13 protein-coding genes are annotated in these 17,734 nt (G+C 39.8%); 5 read left to right on the forward strand and 8 right to left on the reverse strand.

Translation table 11 applies throughout. The features are described 5' to 3' along the window. The first annotated feature begins 798 nt into the window (after window positions 1-798). A complete protein-coding gene (locus ABC255_RS03180; RefSeq protein ID WP_412991317.1) occupies window positions 799-3,864 on the forward strand; it encodes a glycosyl hydrolase 53 family protein in 3,066 nt (1,021 codons plus the stop codon). A 94-nt stretch (window positions 3,865-3,958) separates the two neighbouring features. Here ABC255_RS03180 and bglH read toward each other — a convergent pair whose 3' ends face one another. From bglH to ABC255_RS03195, 3 genes are all read right to left on the reverse strand, one after another. Next, window positions 3,959-5,371 carry an aryl-phospho-beta-d-glucosidase gene (bglH, locus tag ABC255_RS03185; protein ID WP_412991318.1) on the reverse strand — a complete coding sequence of 471 codons (1,413 nt, stop codon included), beginning with the start codon at window positions 5,369-5,371 and terminating at the stop codon, window positions 3,959-3,961. 79 nt (window positions 5,372-5,450) lie between these two features. Continuing rightward, window positions 5,451-7,373, reverse strand: coding sequence for a beta-glucoside-specific PTS transporter subunit IIABC (locus ABC255_RS03190; protein WP_412991319.1), 1,923 nt, complete (start codon window positions 7,371-7,373; stop codon window positions 5,451-5,453). 106 nt (window positions 7,374-7,479) lie between these two features. Further along, a complete protein-coding gene (locus ABC255_RS03195) occupies window positions 7,480-8,925 on the reverse strand; it encodes a L,D-transpeptidase family protein (protein ID WP_412991320.1) in 1,446 nt (481 codons plus the stop codon). 267 nt (window positions 8,926-9,192) lie between these two features. On the opposite strand from ABC255_RS03195, the gene ABC255_RS03200 reads away from it, so the two are divergent. The 3 genes from ABC255_RS03200 to ABC255_RS03210 are packed head-to-tail and all read left to right on the forward strand — an operon-like array spanning window position 9,193 to window position 10,860. Continuing rightward, the gene (locus ABC255_RS03200; protein ID WP_412991321.1) at window positions 9,193-10,281 is read left to right on the forward strand and encodes a spore germination protein; all 1,089 of its coding nucleotides are present in this window, start codon (window positions 9,193-9,195) and stop codon (window positions 10,279-10,281) included. A gap of 22 nt (window positions 10,282-10,303) precedes the next feature. Then, window positions 10,304-10,522, forward strand: a complete 219-nt coding sequence (locus ABC255_RS03205; RefSeq protein ID WP_412991322.1) for a hypothetical protein — start codon at window positions 10,304-10,306, stop codon at window positions 10,520-10,522. Next, window positions 10,504-10,860, forward strand: coding sequence for a Ger(x)C family spore germination C-terminal domain-containing protein (locus tag ABC255_RS03210; protein WP_412991323.1), 357 nt, complete (start codon window positions 10,504-10,506; stop codon window positions 10,858-10,860). The genes ABC255_RS03205 and ABC255_RS03210 overlap by 19 nt, the downstream gene beginning before the upstream one ends. A gap of 51 nt (window positions 10,861-10,911) precedes the next feature. Here the strand turns inward: ABC255_RS03210 and ABC255_RS03215 are convergent, their stop codons facing one another. The 4 genes from ABC255_RS03215 to ABC255_RS03230 form a co-directional block, all read right to left on the reverse strand. Next, window positions 10,912-12,015, reverse strand: a complete 1,104-nt coding sequence (locus tag ABC255_RS03215; protein WP_412991324.1) for a GerAB/ArcD/ProY family transporter — start codon at window positions 12,013-12,015, stop codon at window positions 10,912-10,914. Window positions 12,016-12,103: 88 nt separating this feature from the next. After that, window positions 12,104-13,207 (reverse strand): GerAB/ArcD/ProY family transporter, encoded by a 1,104-nt coding sequence (locus ABC255_RS03220; protein ID WP_412991325.1) that lies wholly within the window; start codon window positions 13,205-13,207, stop codon window positions 12,104-12,106. Between the two features lie 35 nt (window positions 13,208-13,242). Further along, on the reverse strand, window positions 13,243-14,454 hold the full coding sequence (locus ABC255_RS03225; protein WP_412991326.1) for a Ger(x)C family spore germination protein: 1,212 nt from the start codon (window positions 14,452-14,454) through the stop codon (window positions 13,243-13,245). Next, complete coding sequence (locus ABC255_RS03230; protein WP_412991327.1) at window positions 14,444-16,036, reverse strand: spore germination protein; 1,593 nt, start codon at window positions 16,034-16,036, stop codon at window positions 14,444-14,446. The genes ABC255_RS03225 and ABC255_RS03230 overlap by 11 nt, the downstream gene beginning before the upstream one ends. Before the next feature lie 153 nt (window positions 16,037-16,189). Between ABC255_RS03230 and ABC255_RS03235 the strand changes: the two genes are divergently transcribed. Then, a complete protein-coding gene (locus ABC255_RS03235) occupies window positions 16,190-16,432 on the forward strand; it encodes a YczF family membrane protein (protein WP_412991328.1) in 243 nt (80 codons plus the stop codon). A 158-nt stretch (window positions 16,433-16,590) separates the two neighbouring features. On the opposite strand, the gene ABC255_RS03240 is transcribed toward ABC255_RS03235, so the two are convergent. Next, window positions 16,591-17,514: an AEC family transporter gene (locus tag ABC255_RS03240; protein ID WP_412991329.1), complete on the reverse strand. Its 924-nt coding sequence runs from the start codon at window positions 17,512-17,514 to the stop codon at window positions 16,591-16,593. Window positions 17,515-17,734 lie beyond the last annotated feature (220 nt).

Here is a 17,734-nt window from a genome sequence, read left to right on the forward strand (position 1 = left end):
CAATAAGGACTGTTGAGGACAGAACTAAGCCTGCAAGAGAGAGATTTGTCCTCAACAAAGGGTCTTGAGGACAAAACTAAGCCTGCAAGAGAGAGATTTGTCCTCAACGGAGGGTCTTGAGGACAAATCTAAGCCTGCAAGAGAGAGATTTGTCCTCAACAAAGGGTCTTGAGGACAAAACTAAGCCTGCAAGAGAGAGATCTGTCCTCAACAAAGGGTCTTGAGTACAAAACTAAGCCTGCAAAAGAGAGATTTGTCCTCAATAAAGGGTCTTGAGGACAAAACTAAGCCTGCAAGAGAGAGATTTGTCCTCAATAAAGGGTCTTGAGGACAAAACTAAGCCTGCAAAAGAGAGATTTGTCCTCAATAAAGGGTCTTGAGGACAAAACTAAGCCTGCAAGAGAGAGATTTGTCCTCAACAAAGGGTCTTGAGTACAAAACTAAGCCTGCAAAAGAGAGATTTGTCCTCAACGGAGGATCTTGAGTACAAAACTAAGCCTGCAAGATAGAGATTTGTCCTCAATAAAGGGTCTTGAGGACAAAACTAAGCCTGCAAAAGAGAGATTTGTCCTCAACGGAGGGTCTTGAGGACAAAACTAAGCCTGCAAGAGAGAGATTTGTCCTCAACAAAGGGTCTTGAGGACAAATCACGATGATTACGGAACCATTCATTCTATTCTTAGGGTGGGTGGTTTCTGTTCATATTAATAGTTTGCTAGATTAATTGGAATCGCTTACCTCTAGATTGACATCATTCATATAGCAGACAATACAAAATATTGTAAAGGTGATGGGAGAATGGGAAAACGAAGTGGCAGGATTATAGCAATGTTTTTAGCGTTTTTGATGGTGTTTAGTTCCTTATTTCTCAATCTCAAACCCGCAAAGGCAGCAGCTTTACCGTCTTTGGTAAATGGTGGGTTTGAATCGGATTTTTGGGCAGATGGATCATGGGAAATTGAAACATCTGCTTGGGATCATCTTGATTTACAATACTTCGCCTATTCCGGAGATTCATGGATGACAAAGGATGAGGGTGAGCATGCATTTAAATATTGGATTAAAGAAACAGCAAGCGGAACCCAATCATTTACTGTTAAGCAGACTCTAGCAACACTTCCAGCCGGAAGCTATGAACTATCCGTTCATTCTATGGGTGGTACAGGTGCTGCAGCAGGATCCGTGAAACTGTTTGCTGGAAATGATAATACAGAGGCAGTATTTACTAAAGACTACAATAACTGGGGAACGATCACTTTGAATTTTAAAGTTACCGAAGAAACTTCTAATTTTGAAGTGGGTGCGATCGTTACGGGTGCCCCTAAGGCTTGGGGTTACCTAGATAGCTTTAGCTTAAAGTCGCTAACTGCAAGCGTCCCAGATCCAGTAGACGCTGATATTTTTGTTGAAAGAGTAGACGGTATCAGTGAGGACTTTATTAAAGGTGTAGACGTTTCAAGTATTATTTCTTTAGAAAACAGCGGTGTGACTTTTAAAAATAAAGCAGGCGCAGAACAGGATATTTTCAAGACATTAGCAGATTCCGGCGTTAATTACGTACGCGTTCGTGTTTGGAACGATCCATTTGATGCTGCTGGAAACGGTTATGGCGGCGGAAACAATGATTTAGCAACTGCAATCAAAATCGGGAAAAGAGCAACAGCAAATGGAATGAAATTATTAGTAGACTTCCATTACTCGGATTTCTGGGCGGACCCTGCTAAACAGCAAGCACCAAAGGCTTGGGCAAACTTAAGCTTTGAAGATAAGAAAACAGCTTTATACAACTATACAAAAGAAAGCCTGGAAGCGATGAAGGCTGCAGGAATTGACATTGGTATGGTTCAGGTTGGGAATGAAACAAATGGTGGAGTTGCAGGAGAAAAGGATTGGACAAAGGTTAGTGCTTTATTTAATGAAGGAAGTAAAGCAGTTAGATCGATAGACCCGAATATCTTAGTAGCTGTGCACTTTACGAATCCAGAATCAGCAGGAAGATATGCTTCCTATGCTAAAACTCTTGCTGAAAATAACGTAGACTATGATGTATTTGCCAGCTCCTACTATCCATTCTGGCATGGTACATTAAGCAATTTAACAGCTGTTCTTAAAAATGTTGCCGATACCTATGGCAAAAAGGTAATGGTTGCTGAAACCTCTTATGCGTATACAGCTGAAGATGGAGATGGCCACGGAAACACAGCACCGAAGGATTCCGGACAGACGTTAAATTATCCGATTACAGTACAAGGACAAGCGAACGCTGTAAGAGATGTAATCCAAGCGGTTGCAAACGTTGGTGATGCGGGAATTGGTGTGTTTTATTGGGAACCGGCATGGCTTCCAGTTGGTCCAGCTAGTCAGCACGAACAAAATAAAGCAATTTGGGAACAGTATGGTTCTGGTTGGGCAACTAGCTTCGCTGGGGAATATGATCCTCATGATGCAGGTGCATGGTATGGCGGTAGTGCCGTAGATAACCAAGCGTTATTTGATTTTACTGGTAAACCTTTGTCTTCATTAAACGTGTTTAATTATGTCGATACGGGAGCTGTTACCCCGTTAAAAATTGATGAAATTAAAGATATAAGAGTAAGTGCGATTTTAGGAGAAGACATAACTTTGCCTGAAACCGTAACGGTTACTTATAATAATGGAACCAAAGGGTCCACTTCTGTTACTTGGGATGCTCCAGCACTTGAACAAGCGATAAACAGCGGTGCTGGAATATACGTAATTGAAGGCATAATTGAAGGTGGTGCGACTGTAAAAGCACACCTTACTATTAATCCAAAAAATTATGTGGTAAACCCTGGCTTTGAAAATAGTGATCGAGCAATGTGGAAGGTTAGTTATGGAAATGGAACTCAGCCGCATACTTCATTTCAAAAAAAGGCGGCTGATGCGAAATCAGGAGAATATGCTTTTCATTTTTACTCAGATAAAGGTGTAGATTTCAAAGTAGAGCAAACCATTACTGGCTTAGAACCGGGTTATTACAACCTTTCAATGTTCCTGCAAGGTGGGGACGCAGCAAACCCAGAAATGTACTTGTTTGCGAAAACCGGCGATAAAGAATTAAAAGCCAATACTTCCGTAAACGGCTGGGTGAATTGGAGCAATCCTCAAATCAATGAGATTCTTGTTACAGATGGAACCCTTACGATTGGGGCAAGTATCAAAGCAAATGCAGGTGCATGGGGAACATTAGATGATTTCTATTTATACCGCGCAGGTGGTGATACTAAGGCACCCATAACGGAGGCGGTCCTTTCAGGGCAAGACCGTAATGGATGGTATAACCAGAATGTGAATCTTACTCTCGGTGCTTCAGATGATAAATCTGGTGTAGCAAAAACAGAGTATAAAATTAATGACGGTAATTGGCAAACCTATCAGGGGCCATTTGATGTAAGTACTGAAGGAGTAAATGTGGTTCAATATAGAAGTACAGATCTCTTTGGCAACATTGAAGATGATCAATCTGTTACAGTAAAAATCGATAAAAGTGCTCCAACGTTGAACGTTTCGTTTAATACGAGCGTCCTAAACGATCGAAACCATGCACTCATTCCAATTAAAGCGTTGGTTGATGGTGCAGACACTCTTTCAGGGCTAGAGAGAATTGAATTAGTATCCATTACAAGTAATCAACCAGACAATGGAGATGGTGATGGAACTACGGTCCAAGATATTCAGGGAGCAGACTTTGGAACCTATGATACTGATTTTCTACTAAGAGCTGAGAGAAGTGGAAGCGGGGATAGAGTTTATACTGTAACCTACAAGGCATGGGATCATGCAGGAAATTCTGTGATCCAATCCAACCAGATTATTGTAAAGCACGATAATTCGAAAAAATAAGGTGGATCACTATCAAGAGAGGGGGAAATTTCCCCTCTCTTTTTAATAGTGATGCAAAAGTGATTCGTACCAGTAACCGTTATCGGGGATTCGTTTAAAGATCTTCTCCATTGGTAGCAATAATCTGCTTATACCAATCAAAGCTTTTCTTCTTAATCCTTGCATTTGAACCTTGCCCTTGGCTATCACGGTCAACATAAATGAAGCCATAGCGTTTTTTCAGTTCAGCAGTCGAGGCACTCACAAGGTCGATTGGTCCCCATGAAGTATACCCCATAATTTCGACCCCATCGCCAATGGCATTTTTCATTTCCTTAATATGCTCTCGTAGGTATTCAATCCGGTAATCATCATTAATCGTACCGTCTTCTTCGACTTTGTCCACTGCGCCAAGTCCATTTTCTACAATAAATAACGGTTTTTGATAGCGGTCATATAACTGGTTACATACCGTTCTTAAGCCTTTCGGGTCGATTTGCCAGCCCCATTCGGAGGCTTGTAGATAAGGGTTTTTGACACCTTCAAACAAGTTTCCAGCTGTTTTAGCCGCTTCATGCTCTGGTGCGGTACTCGCGACAAACGACATATAATAGCTAAAGCCAATGTAATCAACCGTATTTTCTTGTAGAAGCTCTAAATCGCCATTCTCCATCTTGATATCGATATTATTCTCGATAAAGTAATTTGACATATAGGTTGGATAATAGCCTCGTGATTGAACATCTGAAAAGAATAATGTTTTTCGATCCTGTGTTAAGGCTGCGAACATATCGTCTGGTCTAGAGCTATACGGGTAGGTAATCATGGATGCAATCATACAGCCGATTTGCGATACCGGAATGATTTCATGCCCGGCTTTTACAGCGAGCGCACTTGCCACAAATTGATGATGTGCCGCTTGGTAAATGTCCTGTTCGTTCTTTTGCCCATCTTCAAAAAGCAGTCCGCCGCCGGTAAACGGTGCATGAAGGAGGACGTTAATTTCATTGAAGGTCATCCATAATCTTACCTTGTCTTTAAAGCGAGTAAAGATGGTTCGAGCAAATTTCTCATAAAAATTAACCACTTGACGGTTCTTCCAACCGCCATAATTTTTAACTAGCCCAACCGGCATTTCATAGTGAGAAATTGTCACAACCGGTTCAATATTATACCGGCGTAATTCATCTATCATATCATCGTAAAATTGCAATCCCTTTTCGTTTGGCTCTTGATCATCACCGTTAGGAAAGATACGGGACCAAGCAATCGAGAAGCGGAACGCTTTGAATCCCATTTCGGCGAATAACGCAATATCTTCTTTGTATTTATGGTAAAAATCGATACCTTCATGATACAAATTAAATTGAGTCATAGAAAAATCAGGAGGACTCATAATCCCATTCGGTGATACATCTGCAGTGGACAGCCCTTTTCCATCTTCTTGATAGGCACCCTCCAATTGGTTAGCTGCTACGGCGCCGCCCCATAAAAAACCATCTGGAAATTTTCTTGTTTGTGAACTCATCCCATTCACCCCTTCACCTTAATTCGCATTAAAATAAACCTTCATACTTAAATGAATTCTAACTATTCGTGTGTCCTAGCTACTTCGTTTTCAACTCAAGTAATCGATCACCAGGTTTTATTTGCTTTTGGTCCGTTATAATCGGGGGTTGATAGTGATCTGTATTGGTAACGATCACAGGAGTAGTGACAATATATCCTGCCCCTTTGATACCTGGAATATCAAATTCAATCAGTAATTGTCCTTTTTCTACACGCGCTCCTTGCGAAACATGAGCGGTGAAAAACTTACCTTCTAACTGAACGGTATCCATACCGATATGAGCTAATATTTCTGCACCATTGTCTGAGGTTATCCCAATCGCGTGGTTGGTTGGGAAAAGCGCAGTCACTTTACCAGAAATAGGGGAGTACAATTTTCCCTCGGAAGGTTCTATTGCCACTCCTTGTCCAAGTGCCCCTGAAGCAAAGGCCTGGTCTTTAATTTCTGAAAGAGCTTTTACTTCACCATTGAATGGGCTGAAAAGAACCTCATTTCCATGGCTCGGATTTGTTTGAGTTTGAGCTGTAGGTTGGGATTCAACTGTTTGCGTATTTTGGCCAGCTGTATTATTTTTCCCCATCCCAAACAGCCACGTTAAGATAAAGCCGACGATAAACCCGACAATCATCGCGACTATGGATCCCCAGAATCCTGCATCTAGTCCTCCCTTAGGACTGATATAGGTTGGAATACCAAAGATCCCAAGGCCCCCAACCATATAAATTTGCGACCCCATAAAGCCTAAAATTGCACCACCGGCTGCACCGCCAATACAACTGATGATAAACGGCCTTTTTAGAGGTAGAGTAATCCCGTAGATTGCGGGCTCCGTGACACCAAAAATCCCTGAAATAAAAGCGGGTATACTCAGTGATTTGATTTTCTGATCCTTAGTCCTTAACCAAACTGCCAGTACGGCACCAATCTGAGCAAAGGAAGCTGCAAACATCGTTCCAAGAACAGGGTCTGCACCGTGCACGGTAAGATTGTTAATCGCAATAGGGACGAGACCCCAATGTAATCCAAAAATAACAAATACTTGCCATAAGCCTCCTACAAAAAGACCTGCAATCATTGGGCTGAGATTGTATAACCAAAGAGTGGCTTGACCTAAAAGGACACCAGCCCAAGTAGCGATTGGCCCTATGATAAGGAACGTAATCGGTACAACAATTAAAAGAGTTAAAAACGGAACAACGAATGCCTTAACAACATCCGGTATCACTTTTTTGAAAAATTTCTCAACTTTTGCCCCAAAATAAGCGGCTAGGATAATCGGGATAACTGAAGAGGCATAGCTCATTAAAATAACCGGTATCCCTAAGAAAGTAATATAAATGGGGGACTGAAAAACGCTCCCAGAAAATAAAGTGGTAATCGGGTCACCCGTTGTTAACGTAGTTAAGGTCGGATAAACCAGTGATGCCCCAATGGCCATCCCGATAAAGTGAGATCCTCCGAACTTTTTGATGGCCGTATAGCCTAAGAAAATCGGGAAGAAATAAAACAGGGAGTCACCGATTGCGTTTAAAATATGGTAGGTCCCCGTTGTATTCTGTAACCAACCTAATGCGACGAACAGGGCTACTAGCCCTTTGATCATCCCTGTTGCGGCTAGCACTCCAAGAACTGGGGTGAAAATACTAGAGATAATATCAATGAAACTTGATTTTTGGTTGTCGCCGCCGTCCGCATCGACAGGTGATTGCGATTGGAAACCGCCTACGTCTACCACTGCTTTGTATACATCTGGTACATGGTTTCCGATAACTACTTGATACTGACCACCGCTTTTCATCACGGTGACGACGCCTTCCATATTTTTTATAACATCTGTGTTGGCTTTTCCTTCGTCCTTCAATTTAAAACGTAAACGAGTAATACAATGTACAACGCTGTTTACATTTTCTTTTCCACCGACATTTTGTACGATGTCTTTTGCTAATTGTTCATACTTCATCCCAACACCTTCTTTCATTGTTTTTTTACAATAAAAAAGCCTGTATATCTTTGATCACACATGTGTAGTGTGTTTCAAAGAAATACAGGTTATTCAGAAGGAGCCTTTAATAAACTACGACTGGCTGGTAGACACTAAGGTTATCATAAACGGCTTTCATCATACTAGGGGATACGTTGACACAGCCGCCGGATCCTTGTGTAAGATAGGCGTTGTTGTTCCAGTTTGTTCGCCAGCTGGCATCGTGGAATCCTTGTCCGCTGTTGGTAAAAGGTGCCCAATAATCAACTTGGACGGAATAATCTGCTTTGCCGACAGCACTTCCCTTAAGTGTGTAAGGGGTGCGTTTAAAGAGAATATACCATACACCTGGTGAAGTATCTTCAGCCGTACTGTGTTTTCCGGTAACCACATTTGTCGTTAATACCAAATTTCCATCTCTGTAAAGCCAAATACGTTGTTCGGCAATGGACACTTCAGCATAGGTACCACCAATGCCATTGTTGGCAATGGTTTCGTAACCATAGCCCTCATTACTCCAGCCGTTCCCGTGGATATTGGAAGCAGAAATGGATTTTTCTCCTTTTTCAAAAGCGCCTTGAACTAATGCTGTTTCTTTTTCAACATCAAGTGCCCAGCCATAGCCTTCACCTTTAACTGAAATGACTGAACCTGAGTGGGTCGTAAAGGTGAAATTTTTCCCTAATGTGGATTGGGCGTTATTAATTTCCGTAATTTTATTCTTAATCGTGCTTGGATCAATTGAAACTTTCATATCTGTGGACACTGTGGCATTTTGAATAACCTCACTGCCCTTTAACGTATAAACTTTATCCTGTACCTTATAGTCAACTGTACTTTGAAGGAGCTCTTGCAGCTTCTTCTCTTGGTCTTTTACCAGTTGACTGTCTTCCTTGAACGATTGAATCAATATAGGATTCAGATGGACCTCACTCGTAAATGGCTGTTTTTCATACTCTTTTACTAGACTAGGAATATCATATTGCGTACCATCACTACCATTTATAATCGTTATTTTTCCTTCTTGTAAGGTTACCTGCGCATCTTTAGGAGCTTGTAAATTCTTATTCCTTGCATTGAGTTCTTGTTCCAGCTGTTTTTTTAAGTTTGCACTACGATATTCGTCCTGTTTGCCCGGCGTTAAGATATAATCCTTTCCTTTAAATGAGGGGAAAAATGTCCACTGGCTTTTTAATAATTTTTTAACTTCAGGTAGATCGCCCTCAGTAAATTCCATCTTTGCATCATTTCCGTCTATTATTAATTCTTTTCCAATATAGACTTTGTTGGTTAAAACAGTAGATTGTAACTTTTTTAGTGCATCGTCAGCAGTTAAGCCGCTAACTTTTATGCTATTAATCGATATATTCACATTAAAGTGCTTTGCCTGATAAATACTAATTCCCGACAAGATTAGTGCAATCAAAATGCCGATGATTGCTGACAAGGGCTTCCAATTTTTGTACCACTGTGTTTTATTGTTCCGTGAATGGTTAATCTCCCCAACACTTTGTTCTAATGCGTTTCCCACAAATATTCCCTCCACATACCTTTGCTCTGTACCTTATAATACCATTAATATCCAATTACTTTACATTACTATTAAACTTTCATTACAATTCTACAAGATAGTATATCGTAAACTTTGTCGTTATTTGTATAAATTTTATATATTTATTTTTTCTAAAAAGTGGTAACGAATCAATCGACTAAATCGATACATCCCCCGCGCAAAAGAATATAGGAGGAAATTAGGGAAGTAATAGGAAATATCTAGTTGTTTAAGGAGTTTTCCGACATGAGTTTCTTGAATAAAGCGGGGCAGTTTTCTGATGATATTGAAAAAAATATAAAAATGGTAGAAGAGCATTTTTGCCATACAGAAGATTTGATGAAAAAAGAACTCCTTTTTTCCAAAAAGAAATGTGTCATTCTTTATCTTCATCCATTGGTAAAGAAGGAACTTCTCCAAACCTCTATTATCGAGCCCATTTTGGAAAGCGAACTCGATGATATTGAACATATTGTCCATGCGGCAGAAATAAAAAAGACTACCCTGATAGCAGAAGTGGGGAAACAATTATTAGATGGTTTCTGTGTGATTCTGCTTGAAGACGAATCACAGGCATATACAGCTTCGGTAGGAGGAATCGAAGGCAGGTCCATTGCAGAACCGGTTAATGAGCAGAATATTAAAAGTTCCCATGATGGTTTTGTTGAAGAGGTTAGCTCCAATCTGCAGCTTTTACGAAAGAGAATAAAAAGCCCATATATGAAAGTGAAATATTTTACAATCGGAAACCTCACCCATACGAAAGTGGGTATGGTGTATCTAGAAAATCTAGCGAACAAAGAGCTGGTTGACGAAGTAAAGCGTAGATTAACCTCGATTGAAATCGACCAGCTTTATTCCACTGGTGATTTAGAGGAGCTGATTGAAGATCATCCCTTTTCACCTTTTCCGCAAAATTTAGCAACAGAAAGACCGGACAGAGCAGTGTCCTATTTAGCGGATGGGAAAATTACCATCATTGTGGATGGAAGTCCCCGAGTGCTAGTCGTTCCGATTACTTTTTTTGCCTTTTATCAGGCACCTGATGACTATAATAGTCGCTGGCTGGTTGGTTCTTTCTTTCGAATTATTCGTATTTTTAGCTTCATTGTCGCAATTAGTTTGCCGGCAATCTACATAGCCATTGTTTCCTTTCATTCAGAGGTGCTTCCGATTGGAATCCTATACTCCATCCGGACTTCCTTAGAGTATGTTCCGTTTCCGCCTTTTGTGGAGGCCTTGACGATGCAACGCTTTTGTCATCCTGCAATTACTTCAGGGGGCAGAGGCAGATACGGTTATTCCGAAAAAGAATACCTTTACGGTCTGGAATAATATTTTAGATCCCGGTAAGGATATGGTATTACCATATCTTGAAAGAGTAGAGTCGGATAAGGTACAGGTTGCAGGGGTGGCCTTGTTTAATGGTGATAAATATACAGGTAAAACATTATCTAAGGAAAAAAGCGGGTTACTATTGTCTTTAATGAATCAACTAGACAAAACGAATAGAATGGCATTGGTCCTCGGTTCAAAAAAAGATGGCCATCGATTTCATTGGCAACTAGAGATTTAACACGAAACTTAGTGGTCCAAGTGGATCACGATGAAAAAATTTCTTGTAAAATTAATCTTAAAATAGATATTGAAGTGATCAGCTATCCTCAGAATATCAAGAATGAATTAAATATCAAAAAACTAAATCATGATCTTTCTAATGAACTGACCAAACAGGCTAAGGAAATCACCAATACGTTAGTAAAAGCTAATTGTGACGCGTTTGGAATTGGCCGGCAAATCTCAAGCTTCCATCCTGAACTATGGAAGAAAATCAATTGGGACCAGGAATATAAAAATGTTCAAATTGAGCCAGTGGTTAAGGTGAACATTATAAAAACCGGGAATGTGTTTTAAGCAGCTGAATACAATTGGAAAAAGGACAAGAGCTAGTGCACTTGTCCTTTATTATTGATGACTACTATTTTTACGGTTCTTTAAAAAGGCAATGGCTAAGAGCAGCAATGGGATGAAGATAAAGAAGGTAGGGGACAGAAAACGTGTCCCAAATTTAAGCCCCTCCGCTATATGCTCAGCATAGCTGCTTGCGATTGTAATAGACATGAACAAAATAACCATCCCAAAGGGATAGGTTAAGCTTGATGGTTTTTTTACCTTAAATAGGATAGCTGAGCTTATCACGGCAGCATAAACAAAGATGCTTGCTTTAAAAAAAATACAGATGACAGAAGATATCATAAAAAAAACATCAAGACGTTCTAGAAATTCTGCCACTTGTATGCTTTGAATGGTACTTAAAAGCGGAAATGGCGAGCGGAGGGTTAGGTCAACACCCAATATACCAATGTTAATCGCCATAGTAATAGCGATGTTGATCCCGCTTAGCGCAATAGCAAAAAGACCAGTCATTTTCGCCTTTTTTCGGTCTGTTACATAGGGAAGAATCATCGAAAAAACGAATACCTCACCAAATGGAAATGATAGAGTTTGAGTGAAAACTACTCTCGCTACTGGGAAAATACCTTCCTCTAGGACAGGCTTTAAATTGTTTATATCAATGAGTCTAGAGAAGGCAATCAAAATAAAGCCAGCAATAGCCAGGAAATAGATAAAAACAAAAAATAATTCCCCTGTTCTTGCCAGTACTTCGATGCCTTTGCTAACAGCATAGATAATGACCAACATTAGGAGGGCGTTTACAATAAATAAGGGGGTTTCAATATATGCAAAGGTCAGGAGCATCTCTCCAAAATCACGAAGTATTCTAGCGGCAATAAGGAGAAAGAAAATAATATAACAAAAAGATATGATTTTACCTAAGATTTTTCCAAGCAGCTGTTGCATATATTCTGGAGGTGATAATTCTGGATAGTAATAAAATAACCTGTAATATACCCAGTATAAGAACAGTCCTCCCAGCATGCCAAATAGAATGGCCATCCAGGCATCCTGTTTAGCATCAATTGCAAGGGGCACTAGTAGCGCACTGCCGAGTTCAAATAACAAGATTAGGACAAAAAGCTGGTATAAGCTTATTTTTGCCTTTTCCATGCCTTTGTCACGTCCTTTTCATTTCTTTATTTATTCTGAACCCACTAGAAGAAGATGGACAAGGGCGAGGCTGATTGTCCTTTATGTTTTATTGATGAATACTCTTTTTTCGGTTTTTAAAAAAGGCAATTCCTAAGAGCAGTAAGGGAATAACGACAAAGAAGAACGGGTGCAAAAAGTGTGTAACAAATTGCAACCCTTCCTTTAAATGCTCCGCATAACTGCTTGCGATGGTAACAGACATGAACAAAACAACCATTCCTAAGGGATAAGCTAAACTTGAAGTTTTTTTTATCTTGAATATGACCGCAGTACTTGCAATGGCCGCATAAAAATAAATGCTTACTTTAAAAAAAATACAGATGACGGTAGATATCATAAAAAAAACATCAAGACGTTCAAGAAATTCAGCCACTTGTATACTTTGAATGGTACTTAAAAGTGGAAATTGTGAACGTGCCGTAAGGTCAACACCCAATACACCAATGTTAATCGCCATGGTAATGGCCAAATTAATTCCGCTCAGTGCTATTGCAAATAAACTTACTTTTTTCCCATTTTTCCCCTTTTTTACATACGGGAAAATCATTGAAAAAACGATAGCTTCACCGAATGGAACAAATAAGGTTTGTGTGTATACGACCTTGGCTATTGGAAAAATGCCTTCCTCTAGTATAGGTTTTAAATTATTTAGATCAATGAGCCCAGAAAAGACAATTAGAATAAAACCAGTAATAGCGAGAAAATAGATAAAAACAAAAAATAATTCTCCTGTTCTTGCCAAAACCTCAATACCTTTCCTAACTGCATAAATAATAACCAGCATCAGTAAGGCATTTACAATAAATAAGGGAGTCTCAATATAGGCAAAGGTCAGGAGCATTTCTCCGAAATCGCGAAGTACTCTGGCCGCGATATACATAAAGTAAATAGTATAAGAAAATGCAAGGAGTGTACCGAGTATTTTTCCAAGCAGCTTTTGCATATATTCTGGGGGAACTAACTCTGGGTAGTAAAGGAATAACCGGTAATTTACCCAGAATAAGAACAAACCACCAAACATGCCAAACAGAATGGCTAGCCAGGCATCCTGTTTGGCATCGATGGCAAGAGGCACCAATATCGCGCTGCCAAGCTCAAATAACAAAATTAGGACAAAAAGCTGGTATAAGCTTATTTTTGCCTTTTCCATGCTTTTGTCACATCCTTTTCATCCTTTAATTATTTCTAGTGCATTTGATGGGGTTTGTTCCGTAACCCGGTTCGACGAATAAAGGCAGTAACGGATATATCTGTTTTAACTTCTGGAAAATAAACCTCACTCCATTTTTTCTCCATTTTATTCCATTCGTCAGGGTGTGCTCGATGAAGTGCGTCTCCGAAACCAAAAATATCCAATTTATTTTTTTGGGCCTCTTTCACAGCGATAGTAATCTCTTTTTTAATTTCTTTTTCTATTTCATTTTCTAATTTTAAAAGAAGATCAGGGTTATTAAGATCTACTGGCACTCTTGCCTCACCAATATTTCCCTCTGCATGAACCTTAATTGAAACACGGGGCTTTCCCTTCTCCATTTTTGCCATTACCTTTGTGTTTATTCCGATTAATTCATAAATGATAGCCTCTTCTTTCCCTTCCCATTTTACACCAAATGCAGATGCATTTAATTTATCGAGGAGAATGATAGACCCTCTTGCAGCTTCACCCTCAATCCATTCAGTTAGCTTCCCGTTTTTAATCATTGCTAGACCCCCTGCGTAAATGGAAGAAGAGGGTTCTGTTTCTTGAGTATTCTCCATTTTTTTCCCTTTATTTGCATCTCCATCTAAACGAAATCCTGAAATAAGCAGTCCCTTACCGGGCGAGACAAGTGTCCTTATCGCATCCTGCATATTAACAGAGATATTTTCTCCCCATAACTTTTCAGTGGATTTTAATGTTTTGATTATTTTATTTGATGGTATTTTTTCAATTGATGTTAACACTTTAACAATATCGGACGCTTTTGTTCCTTGGGCGATCACGATCATTGCTGTACTCCGGAATTGTGCGTCGCGTTCAAGGGGGTCGAGAATATTGCTGATTGATTCTTCCTTTGCAAGATCCTCACCGATGACAACTAAATTTGTATGAGCATAATAAAGTCTTCTTGACAATTTTCGTGATGTCCTTCTGCTTAACTCAACAATACTATCTCCTGTTCCGGTAGCTATGGAAACAGGAGGTCCTTGACTCCCGCCACCGCCTTGCATACCGCCAGTTACATTCCCTGGATTGATAATTTGCATAGTACCAACATATCTGCCTTCTTCGTTTTTGTCGATTCCCATTGCAGCGACAATAGCCAAGTCGGTTAATTCTTTTTTGCTCCAACAACCTGATAACAGGAGGGGAGTGCTTAAAATTACTAATAAAACCCATAATCGCTTAATTGTCATTCTGGTCACCTTTTTCTATTGTTGAGTTGACCATTTCCCTGCCTTTGGGAGGTTGTGGTTTCTGGTTATCGCCTACCCGATTCTCCTTATCATTGCTTAATAGCTTTGGTCGTTTTTTTTGTGCCCACAATGGCAGACGGACGATTGTATCACCGAGGTTTGCCGGGATAAGAGGGGCCATTGGGGTTAAATATGGCACCCCAAAAGAACGAAGACTGCATAAATGCACAGCTAAAACAATGACCCCCAAAATGATCCCGTAAAAACCAAAGGTTGCAGCTGCAAACATAAATCCAAAGCGAATTAAACGTGCCGATATCGCTATTGCAAAAGCAGGAGTTGCAAAATTTGCTATTGCAGTTATTGCCACAATAATAACCATAGCAGGGGAAACTATCCCTGCCTGGACGGCTGCTTGACCAATAACCAGCGCACCAACGATTGAGATGGCTGAACCAACGGCTCTTGGCATTCTTATTCCTGCTTCCCGGAGGATTTCGAATGCCACTTCCATAATCAATGCTTCGACCAACGCAGGAAAAGGCACTGCTTCCCTTTGTGCTGCGATTGCGACCAACAGCTGTGTTGGGATCATCTCTTGGTGAAAGGTTGTCACCGCTATATACGTAGCGGGTGCGATAATTGAGATTAGGAATATTAAAATCCTTAAGAATCTTAGTGAAGTGGCGATATCAGCGCGCCCATAATAATCTTCTACTGACTGGAAGAATTGGATAAAAACTGCCGGTGCAATTAGGACAAATGGCGTTCCATTCACAATGATCGCAACCCTCCCCTCAACGAGATTCCCGGCGACCAAATCCGGTCTTTCTGTATGATAGAGGGTTGGGAAGGTCGTAGATGCCTGGTCTTCGATGAGCTGTTCTATATACCCTGATTCAAGAATACTGTCAATTTCAATTCTTTTTAACCGATTCCGAATTTCGTCTACAATTTCATCCTTTGCAATGCCTTTTATATACATAATGGAAACATCTGTTTTCGTGACGCTGCCAATCTTCATCGTTTCCATCCACAAATCAGGGTTCTGAATCCGTCTGCGAATTAAAGCGGTATTGGTTCTTATGGATTCGGTAAACCCATCTCTCGGCCCCCGGACCGTTACTTGGCTGCCAGGTTCTTGAACGGAACGCTGCTCCCCGCCTCTGGTGCTGGCACTAAGTGCTTTTTGTGCACCATCAACCAGTATGATACTCTCACCAGACATCAAGGACAGGTACAAGCTGTCCCAATCCGTAATTTCTTTAACATCACCCAGTGCTACTACCTCTTTAAAAAGGATTTCAAAAATAGACCTGCTGCTGTCAACAGGATGTTGATTCATAATGGATTCAATCAAAAAGTCGTTAATTGCCTTACTATCTGCAATTCCCTCAACAAACACAACCGCGGCATCAGGGCCTCTACCGTTGCCAATTTGCAATCTTCGAATAATCACATCTGTGCTATTCCCTGTTTTTTCTCTTATGTAATCTATTTGATCTTGTAAAGAACTTTGAAGTGCTTTAGGTGGCTGATTGCGCTGTTGAGAATGTTTCTTTTGTATTTTTAATTTTTTCATTTTTTTGGATAGGGAAAATAGAGACATCGTCACTAACCTTCCTCTTTTTTTCTTATTTTTCACCAATTTAGAAAAGGTATTCTTGATTTTCTAAAAAGTACCAACTGGAATTCGAGGAGAAAGAGGAATCATACATAAAAAAGGTGATAAAAAATGAAGATTATCTTTATTGCAATTATGATGTTAACCGTATTAATAAGTTGCTCCTTTGGAATAGATCTCTTGTTGGGATTTGAAATGAAAACCGCTTTACGTAATGCCATAAGCCCATTTCGTGTTATGGAAGTTCCTGAATACTTTGTATTTGTTTTTCTGATCGTCATTTATTTAATAAAGAAGCTATATGCTTTGACGAATAAATGGATAAGCAGGAAACTGGCGAAGATTTTGGAGTAGGTGGACGAGGGTAACCTTTTGACAGGCGAAGGTGAAAAAAGTGGGGAGGAGTCAGAAGAGGGGGGGCTATCAAAAAAAGCCGCTTGCAATTAACGAATGTGAAGCGGCTTTTTAAAAAAATATAGTTACTGCAAAAGCATTTTAGTTACTTAAATACACTACTTAACCAAAACAATCAGTACAGGTAATACGAAAAAGGACAATAGGGTAGTCCAAAGAATGGTTTTGGTTAACACTTTTGGTGAGGCATCAAATTTTTCTGCTAATATACCGGCATTAATCGCAACGGGCATACATGATAATACCAATAGAGTGGAGAACATAATGCCTTCAATTTCTAATAGATGTAAACATAATAATGCAATCAGCGGTGCAATCAATAATCTCATGCCCATACCAGTCCAAAAGGTGATTCGTGTATTCCTGGTGATACTTTCTGTTTTCACATTGGCCATTTGTGCTCCTAAAACGGCTAGCACAATGGGTGGATAGGCTTCTGCGATCATGGAAACTCCTGTGGAGAGTCCTCCTGGAAGGTTTAGATTAAGTATGCGTAACCCAATGGCTAGCAATACCGCATAAATAGCCGGCAGGGCAAACACTGATTTAATCGCATTTTTTATGGTGAAATGAGAGCGCGCTGCAAAGAAGATTCCTAGCGTATGCATCATAACCATCTGCATTACTATATATATTGAAGCTTTTTCGAGCCCCAGCTGACCGAAAGCAAGCAACATGAGTGGGATTCCATAGTTAACCGCATTGGTAAATGAGGAAATCAAGGTTAATCCAGCTATATCATTGGCTGGCAGTTTGAGTAATTTGCCTAAGAAATTAGCAACAACTGCAAGCAAAATTAGATTTAATAAGGAATATGCAAGAGTCAAATAAATATCTTCTGGGGAAAGGCGCGCTTCCATTAAAGTATCAAATATCAAGAAAGGCGTTATGTAATATAAGGCAAAGTTTAAAAGTGGCTTGATTTCCAGCTTCCCATAACGACTAAGCAAGGCCCCGGCTATTACTGGTATAGAGAGTGGTACAATCACATTAAAAAGCGTGGCAAAAATTTCAGCTAACATAAATAACTTCCTCTCTAATTATCAAACTACCATTTCCTTAGAAGTCTTTTTTAGTATAAGACCAAAAGGAACTACCTTCAGATTGTATATTTTATTATATACTTTCATCCACCTTCACCCAATTTTTTTCTATAAAAATAATTTAAAATCCATTTTTAAAATTAAATAATATTTAAGTATTTTTAAAGAATCCTTTATTAACTCAGAATACCTTCCGATA

The sequence above is a fragment of the Neobacillus canaveralius genome (genome assembly GCF_047237705.1).
GTDB lineage: Bacteria > Bacillota > Bacilli > Bacillales > Cytobacillaceae > Neobacillus > Neobacillus niacini_K.